This is a genomic window from Lelliottia nimipressuralis (assembly GCF_041464075.1).
Classification (GTDB): domain Bacteria; phylum Pseudomonadota; class Gammaproteobacteria; order Enterobacterales; family Enterobacteriaceae; genus Enterobacter; species Enterobacter nimipressuralis.
The window spans coordinates 975343-996445 of sequence record NZ_CP167172.1; the positions used below are offsets into that span (position 1 = coordinate 975343).

Sequence of the window (21103 nt, forward strand, 5' to 3'; positions counted from 1 at the left end):
CCAGAAACTTCTGCATACGAGACTCACGATGTCTGATGCCGCTGCCAAACATATCCTGACTATCTACGACACCCATGCCGATGCATTTGTGCGGTTACGCTCGCGTCATCTGATGGAAAAAGGCTGGCTCGATAAGTTTACCCGGCTGATCGGCGGCAAGGGGACGATTCTGGATATCGGCTGCGGCAACGGGGTGCCGATAGCGGAACATTTTATCCGCCAGGGTTATCGGCTGACGGGCGTTGATGGCGCGCCCGGCATGCTGGCGCGGGCGCGACAGGCGTTTCCGTATCAGCGCTGGCTGCATCTGGATATGCGCCAGATGGCGCTCAATGAGACCTTCGACGGGCTGCTCGCCTGGGACAGTTTTTTCCACCTCTCGCCTGACGATCAGCGCCAGATGTTCCCCATTTTTGCCCGCCACAGCCGCCCTGGCAGCGTGCTGATGTTCACCAGCGGTACGGACAACGGGATCGCCATGGGGGAATTTGAAGGGGAGCCGCTGTATCACGCCAGCCTGTCGCCCGACGAATACCGGCAACGGCTGGCGGATAACGGTTTTGCGGTGGTTGAGGTGATGTTTGAGGATCCGGCGTGCGGCGGGCACTCGGTCTGGCTGTGCCAGGCCCGGTGAGGCTCACCCCGCCTCCAGCATTCCAAAGCTCACAATCCGCGATCTCCCCAGCTCTTTGGCGCGATACAGCGCAACGTCTGCCGCACGCAGCAGGTTGTCGCTCTGAGTGTGCTGCGGATAGCTGGCGATGCCGATCGACACATCGACCGGGCCAATCTCCGCCAGACCGTAGCGCAGTGCCAGGGCGCGCACGCCTTCGTAAATCTCCGTGGCGCAGGCGTGAGCACCTTCTTCGCACGTGTCCGTCAGCAGCGCCAGAAACTCTTCGCCGCCGTAGCGGAAGGCGATGCCGTTGTCATGCACCGCACGCTGCACAATCGCCGCCACGCTTTTAATCACCTGATCGCCTGCCTCGTGACCAAAGCGATCGTTAATACTTTTGAAGTGATCGATGTCGATCATCAGGCAGCTTAGCGGCTCATTGTTGCGCATCGCCTGGCTCATCAGCGTCTGCATTTTATCTTCGAGGTGATGGCGATTACGCAGGCCGGTTAAGGGATCGTAGAGCGCTTTTTCCAGCAGGGCGTCGCGCAGACGCTGGTTGGCGAGCGCCAGCCCGAGCGCTTCGGCCATCAGCTCAAGATAGGCGCGGGACGGGGCGGTTTCCGGAGTGATATTCTGGAACGAGAGCAAACCGATGGCCTCGCCCTGAGCGATCAGCGGCACGCAAAGCGACCGATCCGCCGCCGATTCCGGCAGATGATAGCAGGCGATATCCGGCTCACCGTTGACCGGCGGATGGCTCTGGCCGCGACGCACGGCCCAGCAATCATCGGGATGGAAGGGGGGATGTTTCTCCTCAGGCGTCAGCCACTGGGCGACACAGCGCATCTGCCACGGATCGCGATCGAGGATATACAGCTGCCCGCTAATGCCCGGCGCGATATTCGGCGCAAACAGCTGGGCGACGTTAATCACGTCGGTGAAATTCTCACAGCCCTGCAGCCGCTGCGTCATACGCGCCAGCAGTTCACGAATTGCCCAGTCGGCGTCGCGCTCTTTTTCCAGCTGCTGCCGCACCAGGCCGTTTTCGCGGAAAATGCGGATCGCCTGGGCCATATCGCCGATCTCATCGATCTGGCTAAAGTTAGGCGTCTCCACCGCGTAATCCTGCGACGCGAGGCGATGCACGACATCGCTCAGACGCACCACCGGGCGCAGCACGCGGCGCTTCAAAATAAAGCCCATCACGAACAAAAAGAGCAGGGCGGTCAGGCCGACCATCACTTCTGACAGGGTGCGCAGAATGCGGGACTTTTTTGTCGCCTCTTCCACGGCGTTGTGGGCGCGGCGATCCAGCATCAGGCGGAATTGGTCGATCTGATTCTGCACCCGCTCCAGCTCCTGCTCGTAGGGCTTACTGTAGAGCAGAATCACGGCCTGCCTCTCGTCGCCGCGCGCCATGCTGGCGAGCGCCGCCTGCTGCTCATCCTGCAACTCATCGACCACCTGTAACCCTTCATGCAGCAGCGCCAGCTCTTCGCCGGTCGCGCCGTTATCTTTGAGTCGGGAGAGCCGGTGCTCAATGGGCTTACGGGACTGATCTTTTTGCTGATAGTCCTTCAGGGCATCGGGATCTTTATTGATGACATACAGGCGTGCCAAATCCGACAGCGCCCAGGCATCCGTTTCGACCTCTTCGGTCAACTGATCAAATATCTGGCGCTGTTCAACGGCCTGTCGCTCGGCGTTATCGGCATTTGAGGCCAGCAGCATGACCACGCCGGAAGCGAGAGTCAGACACACCGTGACGCCGTAGGCCCAGTTGGTTATGGTGGCAATTCGCACCTGTTGGATCCTTTTCAGCCGTTAGTGGGATAGCGTTCTTGAAATTATAGGAAACGCCTGATTTGGCGTGACAAAAAAATGGCGGCCCGTGGCCGCCAGTCTGTTATTTATCGTCACGTTTTCACAAATCGGGAGGGTTTTTCCCTTCTTCGATGAACGCCTCGTCGATTTCGTCGACGTTCCCCGCGTGGTCGCGCCCGGAGAGCAAATTCCAGCAGGCGATAAACAGCGCGGCGACCAGCGGCCCGATGACAAATCCGTTGATGCCGTAAATCTCCATCCCGCCCAGGGTGGAGATCAGGATTAAATAGTCCGGCATTTTGGTGTCTTTCCCGACCAGCAGCGGACGCAGGATGTTATCCACCAGTCCGACGATAATCACGAAGAAGCCGACGATAAAGAACCCCTGCCACAGCTGCTGCGTGGCGAACAGGAAGATGGCGGCGGGCACCCAGATAATGGCCGAGCCGACAGCTGGGATGAGGGAGAGGAAGGCCATCAGCGCGCCCCACAGGACGCTGCCGTCGATACCGGCAATGTAAAAGGCGATCCCGCCCAGAATCCCCTGAACCACGGCGACCACGGCGGTGCCTTTAACGGTGGCACGCGAGACGGCGGCGAATTTGGCGAACAGATGCTGTTTAACAAAATCGGACAGCGGCAGCGAATCGAGGATCTGGCGCACCAGATAAGGCCCGTCTTTGAGCAGGAAAAACAGCAGATAGATCATCACACCAAAGCTAATCGCAAAGCCAAACGTCCCTTTGCCGATTAAGAAGGCGCTGCCCGCCAGATATTGACCGCCTTTCAGCGCCACATCCGACAGCTTTTGCTGGATCTGGCTGGCGTTATCCAGGTTGTGTTCGACGAGGAAGTTCCGCGCCCAGTCCGGCAGGTGTGAAAACAGGCTCGCTACCACCTCCGGGAACTGCGGATTGGTGTGCTGGAGCTTGGTGTAAACCACGTTCAGCTCGATGGCCAGCGACGACAGGATCACGATCAGCGGCGTAAAGACGATCAGGCAGATCACCAGCAGCGTCAGCAGCGACGCCACGCCGTTACGTTCACCCACCCATCCGCGCAGTTTGTTTTTCACCGGATGGAAAATGACCGCCAGGATTGACGCCCATAACACGGCGGAAAAGTAGGGTGCGAGGATATCGAAGAACGCCACTGAAACAATGGCGAGAATAAGAATGAAAAAACCTTTAGTCAGTCCGTTAAAGCGCATTAGCGAGTCCTGGTGGCTAAGAAACAGAGTCGACTATAGAACCCTTTGAGGGAATTACCAATTTTGTTACGGAGATCACCTTAATACCCGCCGGTCAGGAAAGCGCCGTGCGCCCGGCAAACCGCCTGCGCATCACGCGTTTGATGAGATGCGGGCCGCATGCAGCAACACCTTTATGTGTGAACTCGCCTTAGAACGTTACCACTTTCGACTGACCGAAGAAGTCAGCGCCCCGCGCCATGCTGTAAGTATCTGCTCTGTGGAGGTGCTTATGGCCTGGCGACCGATTCTCTACGTCATTCTCACTCATCACCCTCGTCTCAGCGCGCGCCGCGCCCGGCTGCGGCTGGTTCATGGCTAGCTTTTTGTTAACAATCACGGTATAACAAACCTTCTTTGGATGTTTAGATGTCCATACGTTTAGAAGGTAATATGCAAACAGAACAAGAAAATGGGCAGCTAAAGCGCACCATGAAAACCCGCCACCTAATTATGCTTTCGCTGGGTGGCGTGATTGGGACAGGGTTGTTTTTCAACACGGGTTACATCATTTCCACCACCGGTGCGGCCGGGACGCTGCTGGCGTATCTCATCGGCGCGCTGGTGGTATGGCTGGTAATGCAGTGCCTGGGAGAACTCTCCGTGGCGATGCCGGAAACCGGCGCGTTTCACGTTTATGCGGCACGCTACCTCGGCCCGGCGACAGGGTATACCGTGGCGTGGCTCTACTGGCTCACCTGGACGGTCGCCCTCGGTTCGAGCTTTACCGCCGCAGGATTCTGTATGCAGTACTGGTTCCCGCAGGTTCCGGTATGGATCTGGTGCGTTGTCTTCTGCGCCGTCATTTTTGCCCTCAATGTCATCTCCACGCGCTTTTTCGCCGAAGGGGAATTCTGGTTCTCGCTGGTCAAAGTGATCACCATCATCGCCTTTATTATTCTGGGCGGGGCGGCAATCTTTGGTTTTATCCCGATGCAGGACGGCTCACCCGCGCCGCGGCTGGCGAATATCACCGCAGAAGGCTGGTTCCCGCATGGGGGTCTGCCGATCCTGATGACGATGGTGGCGGTCAACTTTGCCTTTTCAGGGACGGAGCTTATCGGTATCGCGGCGGGCGAAACGCAGAACCCGCATAAAGTGATTCCGGTGGCGATCCGCACCACCATCGCGCGGCTAATCATTTTCTTTATCGGCACCGTGTTTGTGCTGGCGGCGCTGATCCCCATGCAGCAGGCTGGCGTTGAAAAAAGCCCGTTCGTGCTGGTGTTCGAGAAAGTCGGCATTCCCTATGCGGCGGATATTTTTAACTTCGTGATCCTGACGGCGATCCTCTCGGCGGCCAACTCCGGGCTGTATGCGTCGGGGCGGATGTTGTGGTCGCTCTCCAATGAAAAAACGCTGCCGCGCTGCTTTGCTCAGGTCAATAAAAACGGCGTCCCGCTGACGGCAATCTCCGTGAGTATGCTGGGTGGCGTTCTGGCGCTGTTCTCCAGCGTCATCGCGCCGGATACGGTGTTTGTCGCGCTCTCGGCTATTTCAGGCTTTGCGGTGGTGGCGGTGTGGATCAGCATCTGCGCATCGCACTTTATGTTCCGCCGTCGCCATCTTCAGGCCGGGAAAGCGCTGGGCGATCTGCAGTATCGCGCGCCGTGGTATCCGCTGGTTCCGGTGCTGGGCTTTGTGTTGTGTCTGGTGGCCTGCGTCGGGCTGGCGTTTGATCCGACCCAGCGTATTGCCCTGTACTGCGGGCTGCCGTTTGTCGCCCTGTGTTATGGTGCCTACTACCTGACTCAAACCTCAAAAACCCAGGAGCCTGAACATGTCGCAGAATAATCCGCTTACCACCCTCCTTGAAACACAGCCCTTTATCGTGCTGGACGGAGCGATGGCGACGGAACTGGAAGCGCGCGGTTGTCACCTTGCCGACAGCCTGTGGTCCGCCAAAGTGCTGGTGGAGAACCCGGAGCTGATCCGCGAAGTGCATCTCGATTATTTCCGCGCCGGTGCGCAGGTGGCGATCACCGCCAGCTATCAGGCGACGGCAGAAGGGTTTGCCGCACGCGGCTACGATGAAGCGCAATCCCGCGCGCTGATCGGCAAAAGCGTGGAGCTGGCGCGCAAAGCGCGTGAAGCCTGTCTGGCGGAAAACCCGCAGGCGGGCACGCTGCTGGTGGCCGGTTCCGTGGGGCCTTACGGCGCATTTCTGGCGGACGGCTCTGAATATCGCGGGGATTACGTCCGAAGTGCTGCGGCGTTTACCGATTTTCACCGTTCGCGGGTAGAAGCCCTGCTGGATGCGGGGGTCGATCTGCTGGCCTGCGAAACGCTCCCCTCGTTTGCGGAGATCACCGCGCTGGCGGCGCTGCTGGAAAGCTATCCCCGCGCGAAAGCGTGGTTCTCGTTTACCCTGCGCGATAGCGAGCATCTGAGTGACGGCACACCGCTGCGAGAGGTAGTGGCTGCGCTGGCGGATAATCCGCAGATTGTGGCGCTGGGGATAAACTGTATTGCGCTGGAAAACACCACGGCGGCGCTTCAGCATCTGCACACGCTGACGGATCTGCCGCTGGTGGTCTATCCGAATTCCGGCGAGCACTACGACGCGGTGAGCAAAACCTGGCACCATCACGGCGAAGCCTGTGAAACGCTGGCGGGGTACCTGCCGCAGTGGATTGCGGCAGGGGCAAAGCTGATTGGCGGGTGCTGTCGCACCACGCCGAAGGATATTGCTGAGCTTAAGGCTCTGCGCTAAGCATCGCCGGGCGGCGGCTTCGCCTGACCCGGCCTAAAAACCCGATGGCCCGACACGCGTAGCGCCGCCGGGCAAACTCACGCCGCGTCTGCCAGCACAAACATGCCGTACGGGTGGATCTCCAGGTAGTAATGGTCGCCTTCGTTGGGCTGCAGACGCGTGGCGTTAACCTGCAGCAAAATCTCCTGCCCGTGCCACTCCACAATTACCTCGTACTGCGGCCCCATGTAGGCGACGTGACGAATAGTACAGCGCTGGCTGTCGTCTCCGCGTTCGCTCAGGGTGATGGCTTCCGGGCGCACGCCGACGGAGCCGGAACCTTCACGCGCAAAGTGCATCGGGCGCGGCAGACGATAGCCGTGGATCTCCACGTAATCGTCGCTGAAGCGGGCCGGGAACAGGTTTGCGTCGCCCATAAAGCTCGCCATAAAACGCGACGCGGGCTGGCGATAGAGATCCTGCGGCGAACCGATCTGCATAATATTGCCTTTGTTCATCACCAGCACCGTGTCCGACACCGCAAACGCCTCGCTCTGATCGTGCGTCACGTAGAGTGAAGTGATGTTGAACTGCTTTTGCAGCTCGCGAATTTTGTCGCGCATACTGCGGCGCAGGTTGGCGTCGAGGTTACTCAGCGGCTCATCAAACAGCAGCACTTTCGGTTTGAGGATCAGCGCGCGCGCCAGGGCCACGCGCTGCTGCTGGCCGCCGGAGATCTGATCGACATAGCGATCTTCAAACCCTTCCAGATCGACCATCGCCAGCGCCTCTTTCACCCGCGCTTTGGTTTCCGCGCGCGACACGCCGAGCATTTTCAGGCCGTAGCCGACGTTCTCACCCAGCGACATATGCGGAAACAGGGCGTAAGACTGGAACACCATGCAGATATCACGCTGCTGGATGGAGCGATGAGTCACATCCTCGCCGTCAATAAGAATCTGCCCTTCAGTCGGCTTTTCCAGCCCAGCGACCAGGCGCAGAACGGTGGTTTTCCCACAGCCGGACGGGCCGAGGAGCGTCACCATCTGTCCCTGCGGGATCGCCAGGTTGATGTTCTCGATAACGGTATTATTCCCGAAGCGCTTGGTGACATTGCGCAGTTCAACGAAATGTTTCTGAGTCATAGTTTTACGCCTGGTTTTTAGCTTTGGAACGGGAGGTACGCGCCTCACCGATCAGCCAGTCAAAGAGGAAAATGATCGCCAGCATGACCACAATCAGGATTGAGCCGTAGGCAATCGCCACGCCGTATTCGCCGTCTTCCACGCGGTTCAGAATGTAGGCCGTGGCCACGCGGGTGTCTGGCGTGACGAGGAACACAATGGCGCTGACGGTAGTAATGGCACGCACGAAGCTGTAGATCAGCGCCGACAGAATCGCCGGGCGCAACAGCGGCAGCAGAATGTGGGTGATGGTGCGCAGGGAGCCCGCGCGCAGGCTAAGAGAGGCCTCATCGAGCGATTTGTCGATCTGCCCTAAGCCCGCAATCCCGGCGCGAATGCCGACCGGCACGTTACGCATCACCATTGAAATAATCACAATCGCCGCGGTGCCCGTGAGGTAAACCGGGGCGCTGTTAAAGGCCAGAATGTACGACACACCCGCCACCGTACCCGGCACGGCGAAGCACAGCATGGTGGTGAATTCGATGGTCTTTTTGCCTTTAAACTGCTGGCGCACGACGACCCAGGCAATCAGCAGACCAAAACCGGCGGTGATCGGCGCGGCGATCCCGGCGTAGAGCAGGGTATCAAGCAGCGAAGGCCATGCGCCGTCGCTCATGCCCTGGCCGAACAGCTTGATAAAGTTATCCAGCGTCAGGGTGTAATCCACGCCCCAGTTGACCGTAAAGCTGCCGTAGAAAATGCTGCCGTAAAGCAGGGCATTAAAGGCGATCCACACCGTCAGCAGGGCGACCACGCTCCACACCAGCGTCACCGGCAGGGGCTGCACGTCGCCACGGTAGGATTTGCCGGAGACCGTGACGTACGAGCGCTTGCCGATCCACATGTACTGAATGCAGAACACCAACAGGGAGAAGACCAGCAGGAACGCGCCGAGGGTACTGGCGGCCTGATAATCGAGCTGCGAGCCGGTGATGTAGAAGTAGATTTGGGTGGCTAATACGTCGAAGTTACCGCCGAGCACCAGCGGGTTACTGAAGTCGGCCAGCGACTGGACGATGACGATCAAAAACGCATTGGCGAGCGCCGGTTTCAGCAGCGGCACGAAGACGCCGTTAAAGGTCTGCCAGCGGCTGGCGCGCAGCGTATAGGAAGCCTCTTCCAGCGAGGGATGGATGGTTTTGATCGCGCCGTCGAGGATCATAAAAGCCATCGGGGTAAACGCTAGCACCTGCGCCAGCCAGATACCGGTGAAACCGTACAGCCAGTTGGTGTTGGTCAGGCCGAACCAGTCGACCATCAGCTCGGTGATGTAGCCGGAGCGGCCCATCATCAGCGTCACGCCTAAGCCCACCACAAACGGCGGGGTGACGATCGGCAGGATCGAGAAGATGCGGCCAATGATGGCGCTGCGTTTCGCGATGCGGGTGGTGTAGATCGCCAGCACCAGCCCGAAGAAAGTACAGCCGATACCGACGGCAATCGACAGCAGCACGGAGTTGATAATTACCTGCACGATGTGCGCCTGGGACAGCACATTCATAAAGGCCAGCGGGGCGAACTCCCCGGCGTCGTTGGTGAACATCGGAATGAAAATCGCGATGCTCGGCCAGACGATAAAGATGCCGATCAGGGCCACAATGGTGATCAGCGAGCCAATCACAAAGCGGTCGCCGCCCAGCCACTCCAGACGCGTCAGCGCCAGAGTCATAATCGCGCCGAGAGCAACGAACAGCACAATGGTGGCGAAGCCTAACCCGCGTCCTTCCACCGTAGCGCTGACGACGATAAAGGCCATGCACAGCAGCGCCCAACCGGCGTCGAGATAGTGGCGGCTGCGCTGCTCGCGCTTCGCTTCGTTAAACGGCCGCACCAGCAGCAGGCTTGGCAGCAAATACCACAGCCAGCTGATATTGAAATGGGACCAGCTGTAGGCGTCGAGAATTTCCTCGCGCGTCGACTCCAGCAGGCCGTAATCGAGGCTCCAGCTCGGCAGCAGCGCAAACGCCAGCCAGCCGACTAAAACCCACAGGAATACCGCATCCCGTTTTTTGACGGGATGAAGAGCCAGTGTGTGTGACATAAGTTTTCCGGGTGTTGAGGAAAATGTTGGCCGGGTCACGCGCAGACGCCACCCGGCATTGACCACGTATCGCGGGCTTATTTACCCATCTTCACGTCGCTGACCCATTTGTTGATCAGCGCTTTGCGCACATCCGTTGAGCCGTACTTGTCCATGTCGTAGCTAATCAGCTTCAGATCGTCGAGTTTCAGGGAGTTCGGCGAGGTCTCGGCGGTGGTGTTGGTCAGGATTTGGTAGGATTTGCCTTTCTTCCACGCCAGCTCCTGCGCCTCTTTTGACAGCACCCAGTCCACGAACAGCTTCGCGTTCTCTTCGTTACGCGCGCCTTTCAGAATGCTGACGCCGCCGATCTCATACCCGGTGCCTTCGCACGGTGAAATCAGCTCCAGCGGTGCGCCCTGTTCTTTTTCCAGCGAGTAGTCGTGCAGGAAACCAATGCCGATAGCCGTTTCACCGCGCGCGGCGTTACGCGCCGGGGCGATACCGGATTTGGTGTACTGGGAGACATTGCCGTTGAGCTGTTTCAGGTAGTCGAACGCCTGATCTTCGCCCCACAGCTGCACGAAGGTTGCCAGTGCGGTATAGGCGGTGCCGGAGCTTTGCGGATCGGCGATCTGGATCTCGCCTTTGTATTCCGGTTTGGTCAGGTCTTTCCAGCACTTCGGTACCGGCAGGTTTTTCTCTTTCAGGCGCTGGGTGTTGACGCCAAAGCCCAGAATACCGACGTAAACGGCAGAGGAGAGGTTGCCTTTGACCTTGGCGGGATCGCGGAATTTCTCCATGATCTGCTCAAGATTTTTTGATTTGTATGGCTGCAGCAGCCCCATTTCACCGGCCTGAGACTGAGGGTCCAGCGTGCCGCCGTACCAGACGTCTGCCTGCGGGTTTTTCTTCTCGGCATCGACTTTCGCCAGCGTGCTGCCGGAGCCGTTGCGGATAAACGAGGTTTTGACGTCGTACTTATCGCCGAACGCTTTGGTTTCGACTTCGCACATTTCGTTGGTGGCGCTGCAATAGACCACCAGACGGCCTTTGGCCTGTGCGGCACCGGTTAAGGTAGCCAGCGCGATCCCGGAAGCAATGAGGGTAGAGAGAAGCGTTGTTTTCATTATTCAGCCCTTTTAAGACGTTATGTGACTGCGAGAAGCGGTGATGCCCGACATCAGCAGCGGCATCAGTAATAAACCCATCAGTACGGCGGCGATGGAGAGCAAACTGAACATCCCCGACCAGCCGTAATGTTCAATAACCAGTGACAGCGGCCATCCGGCAAGCGACGCCCCCAGATAGGCAAAGACGCCGAGAAAACCGGTTATTGAGCCTGCCGCCTGCTTGTGTCCGCATTCGACGGCGGCAAGACCAATCAGCATTTGCGGCCCAAAGACAAAAAATCCGACCGCAAAAAAACAGATCGCCAGCAGGGCGTAGTGGTGAACCGGCGCCAGCCACAGTGCGGCGACAGAAACCATCAGGCCCAGCGTGAAGAGCAAAATCATCGGCGCACGCTGCCCGCTGAACAGCAGATCCGAGCCCCATCCGGCGAACAGCGCGCCGAGCAAACCGCCGACCTCAAACAGCATCACCGTCGCGTTGGCGCTGAGCAGATTGACGCCGTGGCTCTCCGACAGCCAGATGTTCCCCCAGTCGTTCAGCGCGATGCGGATCAAATAGACCAGCACATAGGAGGCACCGAGCAGCCAGATCATCGGGTTTTGCAGCATGGTGGTGCGTAACATCTGCCACAAACCCATCGGCGGACTTTGCTGCTCCTGGCGCAGCTCCAGCGGATCGTTGCGCCACTCCCCGACCGTTGGCAGACCCTCTTCCTGCGGTGTCCCCCGCAGTTGCGTGGTCAGCCAAATGCCGAGCACAATGCTGATAATCCCCGGTGTCAGCATCGCCGCCTGCCAGCCCCAGAGATGGGCGGCAAAGGCACATATCAGCGGAATAATCGCCCCACCGATGTTGATGGAGGTATTCCAGCATCCCCACCAGAAGCCGCGCTCGTTACGCGAATACCAGTGGGTGAGCAGGCGCGCGCAGGGCGGCCAGCCCCATCCCTGAAAGAATCCGTTCAACGTCCAGATGAACAGCAGCAGGCCAAACGAATCGCTGAAGGTGAACAGCACGTTCAGCACCCCGGTGGCCAGCAGGCCGATCCCCATAAACGCCCGCTGTCCGTGGCGGTCATGCCACAGTCCGGCGGCAAACTTCGACAGACCGTAGCTCAGATAAAACAGCGACCCGATAAGCCCGATATCGCTTTTACTCAGCCCCAAATCCATCTGCAGGGCGGGCAGAACGTAATTGACGCTTTTGCGCGTCAGGTAAAACGCCGCGTAGCCCACCACCATGCACAGCAACAAGCGTGGGCGCAGGGCCCGATAGCGTTGAGAAATCTGTTCAGCAGACAGTGCGTGCATGGCGTTCTCCGTTTGAGCTGACTGTAGGGAAGTGCAAGGCAAAAGGGATGAGAGAAAGTCTGGAGTGACTAAGACTTTTTCCTGGTTAGTGCGGTGTTTGTTGCAAAATTGTGGGCAGGTTAACAATTACGCGCGTGCCGCCCTGCGACTCAAGGGTGAATTCACCGCCCAGGGCGTGTACGCGCTCGCGCATGCCCTGAATACCAAAGCCGGGCGCATTGTCCGGTGCAATTCCGCTGCCGTTGTCCGTGACCTCCAGCAACAGGCGGCCATGGTGCTGGCGCAAGACGATCCGCACTTCGCTGGCGTCTGCGTGTTTGCTGACGTTATTCAGCAACTCCTGCAACAGGCGATAGAGGGTAAAGACCAGAGTCTCGTTTTGCGGCGGCGCGGCCAGCTGCCAGTCAAAACGGCAGTCGATGCCGCGCTCGGCGAAGGCGAATTCGTTCACCAGATGGTGCAGCGCCTCCTGGAGCGAGAGTTCATCCAGCACCGGCGGACGCAGCTGGCGCAACAGCTGGCGGGTCGAATGGTGGATGCGTCGCGCCAGCTCGTTGATCTGCCCGGCGGCTTCCACCGCCAGGGGGGTATCTCCCGCGCGTTTGACTAACTGGGACTGGATCTGAATCGCCGTGATGTTCTGGCCGATTTCGTCGTGTAGCTCGCGCGCCAGATGCTTGCGGGTATCTTCTTCCGTGTGGATCAGTTTTTCGGTCAGCGCCCGACGGGCCTGCAGCTCCGCTTCGAGCCTGCGGCGATAGTGATCGAGATTCAGCGCCAATTGCTGCTGACGGCTGATGGCGATCCCCAGCCCGATGCCAAGCAGGGACTGGGTGGCGAGAAAAATCTCCAGCTCCAGCAGGTCCGTAAACCCTACGCCCACCTGACGGGCAATGGTGATCATCATGCTGCCAAGCAGACCGGAGAGCACGCCGCCCTGCCAGCCGAATTTCCACGCCATCACCACGTTTGGCAGGAACACCACTATCAGCAGCAGGCGTTCCAGAGCGGGGGAGAGCACCATCTGCGTGCCGATCCCGATGATGAAAAACAGGCTGCACCAGATGATCAGCGACGTGCGCAAGGGCGGATTGGTCGTGTCCAGCCCGAGAAGATGGTAGCGATGCTGCTGGCGTAAAAACTCAAACACCAGATAGACGAACGGTGTCAGCAGCACGCCGCCGGTAAAAGAGGCCAGCCCCAGGAGCGTGGCGGGGCTTTGCAGAAACGGTGCAAGGCACAGGGTTTGCAGCAGCGCGTTGACGCTCACCGCCGCAATCAGCAGCGACAGCCGCTGCCAGTACAGGGGAAAACGGTGCCAGTAGCGTTGCGCCGCGTAAGCACTGAGTAGCCCGAGGGGCGGCGCAGCCAGCATCAGATAGCTTGTCAGTAACTGCTCACTGTGCAGCCAGAGAATGGCGGCGAGCGTCGGCAATACCACGGCGGGCCAGAAACGGCGCGACAGGAGGATCAGCAGCGCCAGATAGACGCCCTGCGGCAGAAAAAGCACCGCCTGCTGGCCGTTGTGAGTGAGATAAAAACTGAGCGTCCACAGCATCAGCCAGCCGGTTCCCCAGGCCAGCATAATAAACAGGGAGAGAACAATGTGCCGCAGGGAGCGCCGCATCAGTGGCCCGTCAGCAGCTGATTGTCGAGAGCGAAATGCACCAGCTCAATGGTGCTGCTGCACTGCAATTTTCCCAGCACGTTGGCGCGGTGGACGTGAACCGTCTTATGGCTCAACTCGAGGGTAAAGGCGATGGCCTTGACGCTTTCGCCTTTTACCAGCAGGTCGAACACCTCCCGCTCACGCGGGGTGAGGACATCGAGCACTTTCGACACCGGCTGGCCGCCACGCAGGGCTTTGACCGCGTCGGCGCAGAGATAGTGGCCGCCCATGCCGACGGAGCGCACCGCCTGCACCAGCTCTTCCGGGCCGCAGCGCTTGGTGAGATACCCGCTGGCTCCCGCGTCGAGCGCGCTTTGCACGAAAGCGGGTGTGTCATAGATGCTCAAAATGATGGCGCGAAACGTCGGGCGCTGCTGGCGCAGACGCTTGAGCAGGCTAAGCCCGTTTTCATCGGGCATGGCGACATCCAGCACCGCGACGTCAATCTCGCTGTGGGTTAACGCCGACCAGGCGTCAGCCGCACTGCTGTACTGGCCTTCGACCACCAGGTCGTCCTCCAGATTTAACAGCTGCGCAAAACCCGACCGTACTACCACATGGTCATCCACCAGCACCACTTTGATCATTTCATCTACCCTGGCTGAATACTGGCTCTATGATGCCTGTCGCCACCCGGCTGGCAATCGTGTGCGCACGGATATGGAATGAATGTAACAAAATTGCAATAAAGATGTCGGGCGGCCAGTGCAGACGGAATGCTATCTGCACGAAATTCACTATCCTTTGCCACTTTTTTTCTAAAAACTGTTAGGAATTACAGATTCTTTTTTATTCCTTTATCAAAATTCCCGCGCCAGAAATACTGCTCCCATAACAAGAGAGGGGAGCAGACATTATGGCAATTTCATCGCGTATCACATTACTCGGCGCACTGGCGCTGTGGGCATTTCAGGCGCAGGCGGTCGATGTGACCGTCGCGTATCAAACCTCCGCTGAACCGGCGAAAGTCGCGCAGGCGGACAACACCTTCGCCAAAGAGAGCGGGGCAAAAGTCGACTGGCGCAAGTTCGACAGCGGCGCGAGCATCGTGCGGGCGCTGGCGTCGGGTGATGTGCAGATCGGTAATCTCGGCTCAAGCCCGCTGGCTGTGGCGGCCAGCCAGCAGGTGCCGATTGAAGTGTTTCTTTTGGCTTCGCAGCTCGGCAATTCCGAAGCGCTGGTGGTGAAGAAAAATATCACTAAGCCCGAAGATCTGATCGGTAAACGCATTGCGGTGCCGTTTATCTCAACCACCCACTACAGCCTGCTGGCGGCCCTGAAACACTGGGGGATCAAGCCGGGTCAGGTGCAGATTCTGAACCTGCAGCCGCCGGCAATTATCGCCGCCTGGCAGCGCGGGGATATTGACGGGGCCTATGTCTGGGCACCGGCAGTCAACGAACTGGAAAAAGACGGCACCGTTCTGACCGACTCGGAAAAAGTGGGTCAGTGGGGCGCGCCGACCCTGGACGTCTGGGTGGTGCGCAAGGATTTCGCCGAGAAACATCCTGACGTGGTGAAAGCCTTCGCCAAGAGTGCCATCGACGCCCAACAGCCCTATATCGAAAATCCGGATGAGTGGCTGAAACAGCCCGCCAATCTGGAAAAACTCTCGCGCCTGAGCGGAGTACCTGAATCCGACGTGCCGGGGCTGGTGAAGGGCAACACCTATCTGACGCCTGCGCAACAGGTGCAACAGCTTTCGGGACCAGTGAATAAAGCGATTGTCGATACCGCCGGGTTCCTGAAAGAGCAGGGCAAAGTGCCTGCGGTAGCGGCGGATTACAGCCAGTTCGTGACCGATCGCTTTGTGAAGTAACGGGAGGCCGTGATGCTGCAAATTACAAACCTGTCCGCCAGCTACGGCGGGAAACCTGCGCTGGACGATATCAATCTGACGCTGGATAGCGGTGAGCTTCTGGTGGTGCTTGGGCCCTCCGGCTGCGGGAAAACCACGCTGCTCAATCTGATCGCCGGGTTTGTTCCGTATCAGCACGGCACCATTCACCTGGAAGGTAAACGTGTGGAAGGCCCCGGCGCCGAGCGCGGCGTGGTCTTTCAGAGCGAAGGGCTTCTGCCCTGGCGCAACGTGCAGGAGAACGTGGCCTTCGGTCTGCAATTAGCGGGAGCCGAGCGTGCCGGGCGTCTTGAGACGGCGCGCCAGATGCTGAAAAAAGTGGGGCTGGAAGGGGCGGAAAAACGCTTTATCTGGCAGCTCTCGGGCGGCCAGCGTCAGCGTGTCGGTATTGCCCGTGCGCTGGCAGCCAATCCGCAGCTGTTGCTGTTGGATGAGCCTTTTGGCGCGCTGGATGCTTTTACTCGCGAGCAGATGCAAACCCTGCTGCTGCGCCTGTGGCACGAAACGGGTAAGCAGGTGCTACTGATTACGCATGATATCGAAGAGGCGGTGTTTATGGCCACCGAACTGGTGCTGCTGTCACCGGGACCGGGCCGCGTGCTGGAGCGCCTGCCGCTGGACTTTGCCCGCCGCTACGTGGCAGGGGAACCGGTGCGCAGCATCAAATCCGACCCGCACTTTATTGCTCAGCGCGAATACGTGTTGAGCCGTGTATTTGAGCAGCGGGAGGCGTTCTCATGAGCATTGTTTTTAGCGAAAAACGGGCCGGAAAACGTTTCACCCTCCGCTGGCCGTTTTCACGTCAGATCACCCTGAGCGCAGGCACCTTGGTGGTGTTGCTGGCGATATGGTGGGCGGTGGCGGCGCAGCAGTGGGTTAGCCCGCTGTTTCTGCCCCCACCGGGTCAGGTGTTGACAAAATTGGTCTCCATCGCCGGTCCGCAAGGCTTTATGGATGCGACCTTATGGCAGCATCTGGCGGCGAGCCTGGGGCGCATTCTGGTGGCGTTGCTGGCGGCGGTGATCGTCGGTATTCCGGTGGGGATTGCGATGGGGCTAAGCCCGACCGTGCGCGGGATCCTCGATCCGCTGATTGAGCTTTATCGGCCGGTACCGCCGCTGGCCTATCTGCCGCTGATGGTGATCTGGTTTGGTATCGGTGAGACCTCAAAGATCCTGCTGATCTATCTGGCCATTTTTGCCCCCGTCGCCATGTCGGCGCTGGCAGGGGTGAAGAGCGCCCAGCAGGTGCGGATCCGCGCGGCGCAGTCTCTGGGAGCCAGTCGCGCACAGGTGCTGTGGTTTGTGATTTTACCCGGCGCGCTGCCGGAGATTTTAACCGGCTTGCGCATTGGTTTAGGCGTGGGCTGGTCGACGCTGGTGGCGGCAGAGCTGATTGCAGCAACGCGCGGGCTTGGTTTTATGGTGCAGTCGGCAGGCGAATTTCTGGCGACGGATGTGGTGCTGGCAGGGATCGCGGTCATTGCCGTGATTGCCTTTAGTTTAGAACTGGGGCTGCGCGCGTTACAGCGTCGCCTGACGCCCTGGCATGGAGAGATACAATGAGTGAACGTCTGACCATTACCCCGCTGGGACCTTATATCGGCGCGCAGATTTCGGGCCTCGACGTGACGCGCCCCCTGAGTGATAACCAGTTTGAGCAGTTGTACCACGCGGTACTGCGCCATCAGGTGGTCTTTCTGCGCGAGCAGGCGGTGACGCCGCAGCAGCAGCGCGCTCTGGCACTCCGTTTTGGCGATCTCCATATTCACCCGGTCTATCCGCACGCGGAAGGGGTGGAAGAAATTATCGTGCTGGATACCCATAACGATAATCCGCCGGATAACGACAACTGGCACACAGACGTCACGTTTATCGAAACGCCGCCCGCCGGGGCGATTCTGGCGGCCAAGCTGCTGCCGGAAACCGGCGGCGATACCTTATGGACCAGCGGGATTGCCGCCTTTGAGGCGCTGTCGGCGCCGCTGAAACAGCTGCTGAGCGGTTTGCGGGCGGAGCACGATTTCAAGAAATCGTTCCAGGAATATAAGTACCGCAAAACGGAAGAAGAGCACCAGCGCTGGCAGGAGGCGGTCGCGAAACACCCGCCGCTGCTGCATCCGGTGGTGCGCACGCATCCGGTCACGGGCAAGCAGGCGCTGTTTGTGAACGAAGGCTTTACCACCCGAATTGTGGATCTGAGCGAGAAAGAGAGCGAGGCGCTGTTAGGGTTCCTGTTTGCGCATGTGACGAAGCCGGAGTTCCAGGTGCGCTGGCGCTGGCAGCAAAACGATCTGGCGATCTGGGATAACCGTGTGACGCAGCATTACGCCAATGCTGATTATCTGCCGCAGCGCAGGATAATGCAGCGGGCGACGATATTGGGCGATAAGCCGTTTTATCGCGCGTCGTAATGGTTTCGGGTGGCACAGCGCTTTCCCGCCCTGCGTTTTTACAGGCCGGGTAGGGGGAGGCCGCCACCCGGCAAAAAAATTAAAGATGTGCCTCAATATACCGCTGATACCGGTTCGCCTTCAGATAGCATAAATCCACCAGCACCAGCCCATCCACACAGTTGTTGAACGCCGGATCGCTGCCGAAATCGATAAACTGCACGCCGCCTGGCTCGCACAGTTCGGAATACTGTTTGTAGAGCGGGGGAATGCCGCAGCCCAGATTCCCGAGCAGCGACTTGAGCTTTGTTAAATCCTCGACGTAATTCACGCCGCCAAACTGCGCCAGAACATCAGGTAATGATGCCGGGTAGGGCTGGCGGGAGGCGGCAAGCGGGTGACTGGCCGGGAACCACAGACGGTAAAACGCCACCAGCAGATCGCGCGCGGCGGGAGGCAAACCACCGGAGATGGACACCGGGCCGAACAGATAGCGATATTGCGGGTAACGCGCCAGATAAGCCCCAATTCCTGACCATAGATAGTCCAGTCCACGGCGGCCCCAGTAGCGCGGCTGAATAAAGCTGCGGCCAAGCTCGATGCCGTGCTCCAGCACGTCCTGCATTTTGTCGTCGTAGTGAAACAGGCTGTAGCTGTACAGACCGTCAAGCCCATGATGCGCAAGCTGTTTTGCGGTGGGGATAAAGCGGTAGGCGCCGACAATTTCCAGCTCTTCGTCATCCCACAGGATCAGATGCAGATAATCATCGTCGTAGCTGTCGGTGTCGCGACGCTTACCGCTGCCCTCGTCCACGGCGCGAAAGGCGATCTCACGTAAACGCCCCAGTTCGCGCAGCAGGGGCGCGTCCTCTTGTCCGTTGCGTTGCCACAGATAAATCCCTTTCCCATCGGCGGTTTTACCGAGGCATTCAGCCAGCGCCAGCTCGCGTTTTAGCGTGGCCCGATCTTCCGGGCGGGCGATAGCGCACTGGGTTTTGAACCTCCCTGGCAATCCCTTGCCAAGACGCATCACGTGCTGGCGGCATTGCTCGGCCATGTCACGGGGTGAAAGGGTTGAACTGAACCAGTGGCTCCAGGGAATCTGCTGGCCGATTTTTATCGGTAAGGTGCTGTGGCGGCGGCGGAACATCTGCTGCATTAACAGCAGCAGCGAAAGCGTCGGTGAGACCAGCGTGGAGGCATAAAACAGTAAACTGTTATGTGCCTGAATATGAACGGGCAGCAGCGGCGCGCGCAGCTTGCTGGCCAGTTTGATGAAGCCAGAATGCCACTTTTTATCGCGAATACCCTTGCGGGTCGGGCGTGAGACTTCGCCTGCCGGAAAAAAGATCAGCACACCTGCGTTTTGCAGGTGGTTTTCCATCTGCACGAGCGACGATTTCGCCGTTTTGCCACCCATGTTGTCCACCGGGATAAACAGCGAGCTGAGGGGTTCGAGGTGCGTCAGCATTCGATTGGTGACCACTTTCACATCGCGACGTACGCGGGAAACCGCATACAGCAGCGCCAGACCATCCAGCGTGCCGGTAGGGTGATTGGCCATAATAACCAGCGGGCCGTATTCGGGGATCTGTTCGAGGTCGCGTGCGCAGAGAGTGCAGAGAATATCCAGATGTTCCAGAATCTGCTCCACCATATCCAGCCCTTTCAGGTGGCGGTGTCGGGCGGCGAACTGCTGGAACTCGTCTTCGTAGAACAGCTTTTTTAACAGGCTTTTTTGCCAGGGGGCGGGCTTCGCCTGAGGCCAGAGATCGTCAAGAACGCTATCGAGACTGAACATGATGGTTTCTCCTGTCGTCTTGCCGAGACAGTAGAAGCACCCGATGTCGTTTGTATGGCAGTTTGATGAAGTTTCGTAGGGACAGGAACAGGCCGGGCAGGGCGAAGCCGCTACCCGGCACATGGGGGCATTAGCGCAGGATTTTCTTCTCGGCCAGATCCAGTGCGAAGTAGCTGAAGATCAGATCTGCGCCCGCGCGTTTGATCGCGCCCAGGCTTTCGAGGATCACTTTCTCTTCATCGATCGCACCCGCTTGCGCGGCAAATTTGATCATCGCGTATTCGCCGCTCACCTGGTAGGCACCCAGCGGCAGCTCGGTACGTTCGCGGATGTCGCGCAGGATATCCAGGTACGCCCCGGCGGGTTTGACCATCAGGCAATCGGCACCCTGGGCTTCGTCCAGCAGGGACTCACGGATCGCTTCGCGGCGGTTGAGTGGGTTCATCTGATAGGTTTTGCGATCGCCCTTCAGTGCAGTGCCAGCCGCTTCGCGGAACGGGCCGTAGAAGGAAGAGGCGAATTTGGTGGAGTAGGACATGATCGCGGTATCGGTGAATCCAGCCGCGTCCAGCGCCTGGCGAATCGCCTGCACCTGACCGTCCATTGCCGCTGAAGGCGCAATGAAATCCGCGCCGGCTGCGGCAGCAACGACGGCCTGTTTGCCGAGGTTAATCAGGGTGGCATCGTTATCCACACCGTGATCGCAGAGTACACCGCAGTGGCCGTGAGAGGTGTATTCGCAGAAACAGGTGTCGGACATGACGATCATTTCCGGCACGGCCTCTTTGCAGATACGTGACATGCGCGCCACAAGACCGTTTTCCTTCAGCGCATCGCTGCCGGTGGCGTCCGTGTGGTGCGAGATCCCGAAGGTCATCACCGAGCGGATGCCCGCGTTGGCAATGCGCTCAATTTCACGCGCCAGGTGTTTCTCCGGAATGCGCATAACGCCCGGCATGGCGTCGATGGCTTTGTGGTCATCGATCTCTTCTTCAACAAAAATCGGCAACACCAGATCGTTCAAACTGAGTGTTGTCTCTTCAAACATAGCGCGCAGCGCGGGGGATTTGCGCAGGCGACGGGGACGTGCAATTAAATCGGTCATGGGATGCCTGATGTCTGTAGAACAATAGCGCATATTGTACCTGAAATGACCGTTCGCTGTTTTACGAAAGTGGTGGTTTTGTTAGAAAAGCGGTGAGAAGTGCAGGGAAAAATGTTGCCAGTAGAGCAAGGGCATCCGGTTATTCTCTATTTGAAAGTAACCTGAGCAGAGCGTTTAATTTATTCATGATATTTCTTAGTGCTGCCATTCCTATTTTTCTGACATATTTCATTGGGCATAAAT

17 protein-coding genes are annotated in these 21103 nt (G+C 58.7%); 7 read left to right on the forward strand and 10 right to left on the reverse strand.

What is annotated here, in order from left to right; translation table 11 throughout:
* Nucleotides 1-28: 28 nt before the first annotated feature.
* Nucleotides 29-634: a class I SAM-dependent methyltransferase gene (locus ACB496_RS04555; protein WP_371974569.1), complete on the forward strand. Its 606-nt coding sequence runs from the start codon at nt 29-31 to the stop codon at nt 632-634.
* Between the two features lie 3 nt (nt 635-637).
* On the opposite strand, the gene ACB496_RS04560 is transcribed toward ACB496_RS04555, so the two are convergent.
* Together ACB496_RS04560 and ACB496_RS04565 are read right to left on the reverse strand one after the other, a co-directional pair.
* Complete coding sequence (locus ACB496_RS04560) at nt 638-2422, reverse strand: diguanylate cyclase (protein ID WP_371974570.1); 1785 nt, start codon at nt 2420-2422, stop codon at nt 638-640.
* A gap of 121 nt (nt 2423-2543) precedes the next feature.
* Nucleotides 2544-3653 carry an AI-2E family transporter gene (locus tag ACB496_RS04565; protein WP_100777491.1) on the reverse strand — a complete coding sequence of 370 codons (1110 nt, stop codon included), beginning with the start codon at nt 3651-3653 and terminating at the stop codon, nt 2544-2546.
* 432 nt (nt 3654-4085) lie between these two features.
* Between ACB496_RS04565 and mmuP the strand changes: the two genes are divergently transcribed.
* Nucleotides 4086-5486, forward strand: a complete 1401-nt coding sequence (gene mmuP / locus ACB496_RS04570) for an S-methylmethionine permease (RefSeq protein ID WP_371974571.1) — start codon at nt 4086-4088, stop codon at nt 5484-5486.
* The gene (mmuM, locus tag ACB496_RS04575; RefSeq protein WP_371974572.1) at nt 5473-6405 is read left to right on the forward strand and encodes a homocysteine S-methyltransferase; all 933 of its coding nucleotides are present in this window, start codon (nt 5473-5475) and stop codon (nt 6403-6405) included. The genes mmuP and mmuM overlap by 14 nt, the downstream gene beginning before the upstream one ends.
* Nucleotides 6406-6482: 77 nt before the next feature.
* Here mmuM and fbpC read toward each other — a convergent pair whose 3' ends face one another.
* From fbpC to ACB496_RS04605, 6 genes are all read right to left on the reverse strand, one after another.
* Nucleotides 6483-7529: a ferric ABC transporter ATP-binding protein gene (gene fbpC / locus ACB496_RS04580; protein WP_100777488.1), complete on the reverse strand. Its 1047-nt coding sequence runs from the start codon at nt 7527-7529 to the stop codon at nt 6483-6485.
* A 4-nt stretch (nt 7530-7533) separates the two neighbouring features.
* Complete coding sequence (locus ACB496_RS04585; RefSeq protein WP_100777487.1) at nt 7534-9612, reverse strand: iron ABC transporter permease; 2079 nt, start codon at nt 9610-9612, stop codon at nt 7534-7536.
* Nucleotides 9613-9689: 77 nt separating this feature from the next.
* Nucleotides 9690-10721 carry an ABC transporter substrate-binding protein gene (locus ACB496_RS04590; protein WP_100777486.1) on the reverse strand — a complete coding sequence of 344 codons (1032 nt, stop codon included), beginning with the start codon at nt 10719-10721 and terminating at the stop codon, nt 9690-9692.
* 12 nt (nt 10722-10733) lie between these two features.
* Nucleotides 10734-12035, reverse strand: coding sequence for an MFS transporter family glucose-6-phosphate receptor UhpC (gene uhpC / locus ACB496_RS04595; protein WP_129035500.1), 1302 nt, complete (start codon nt 12033-12035; stop codon nt 10734-10736).
* A gap of 85 nt (nt 12036-12120) precedes the next feature.
* Entirely contained in the window at nt 12121-13662 is a 1542-nt protein-coding gene (locus tag ACB496_RS04600) for an MASE1 domain-containing protein (RefSeq protein WP_312155253.1), read from the reverse strand.
* Nucleotides 13662-14291: a response regulator transcription factor gene (locus ACB496_RS04605; RefSeq protein ID WP_100777483.1), complete on the reverse strand. Its 630-nt coding sequence runs from the start codon at nt 14289-14291 to the stop codon at nt 13662-13664. The genes ACB496_RS04600 and ACB496_RS04605 overlap by 1 nt, the downstream gene beginning before the upstream one ends.
* A 269-nt stretch (nt 14292-14560) precedes the next feature.
* Here ACB496_RS04605 and tauA point away from each other — a divergent pair, with 269 nt between their 5' ends.
* The 4 genes from tauA to tauD are packed head-to-tail and all read left to right on the forward strand — an operon-like array spanning nt 14561 to nt 17975.
* Nucleotides 14561-15523 (forward strand): taurine ABC transporter substrate-binding protein, encoded by a 963-nt coding sequence (gene tauA, locus ACB496_RS04610; RefSeq protein ID WP_194512869.1) that lies wholly within the window; start codon nt 14561-14563, stop codon nt 15521-15523.
* Between the two features lie 12 nt (nt 15524-15535).
* Nucleotides 15536-16303, forward strand: coding sequence for a taurine ABC transporter ATP-binding subunit (gene tauB, locus ACB496_RS04615; protein ID WP_102104338.1), 768 nt, complete (start codon nt 15536-15538; stop codon nt 16301-16303).
* Entirely contained in the window at nt 16300-17127 is an 828-nt protein-coding gene (tauC, locus tag ACB496_RS04620; protein WP_371974573.1) for a taurine ABC transporter permease TauC, read from the forward strand. The genes tauB and tauC overlap by 4 nt, the downstream gene beginning before the upstream one ends.
* On the forward strand, nt 17124-17975 hold the full coding sequence (gene tauD / locus ACB496_RS04625) for a taurine dioxygenase (RefSeq protein ID WP_100777469.1): 852 nt from the start codon (nt 17124-17126) through the stop codon (nt 17973-17975). The genes tauC and tauD overlap by 4 nt, the downstream gene beginning before the upstream one ends.
* 79 nt (nt 17976-18054) lie before the next feature.
* Here the strand turns inward: tauD and ACB496_RS04630 are convergent, their stop codons facing one another.
* Together ACB496_RS04630 and hemB are read right to left on the reverse strand one after the other, a co-directional pair.
* Nucleotides 18055-19755, reverse strand: a complete 1701-nt coding sequence (locus ACB496_RS04630; protein WP_371974574.1) for a lysophospholipid acyltransferase family protein — start codon at nt 19753-19755, stop codon at nt 18055-18057.
* Between the two features lie 130 nt (nt 19756-19885).
* Complete coding sequence (gene hemB, locus ACB496_RS04635; RefSeq protein ID WP_371974575.1) at nt 19886-20860, reverse strand: porphobilinogen synthase; 975 nt, start codon at nt 20858-20860, stop codon at nt 19886-19888.
* Nucleotides 20861-21103: the final 243 nt, after the last annotated feature.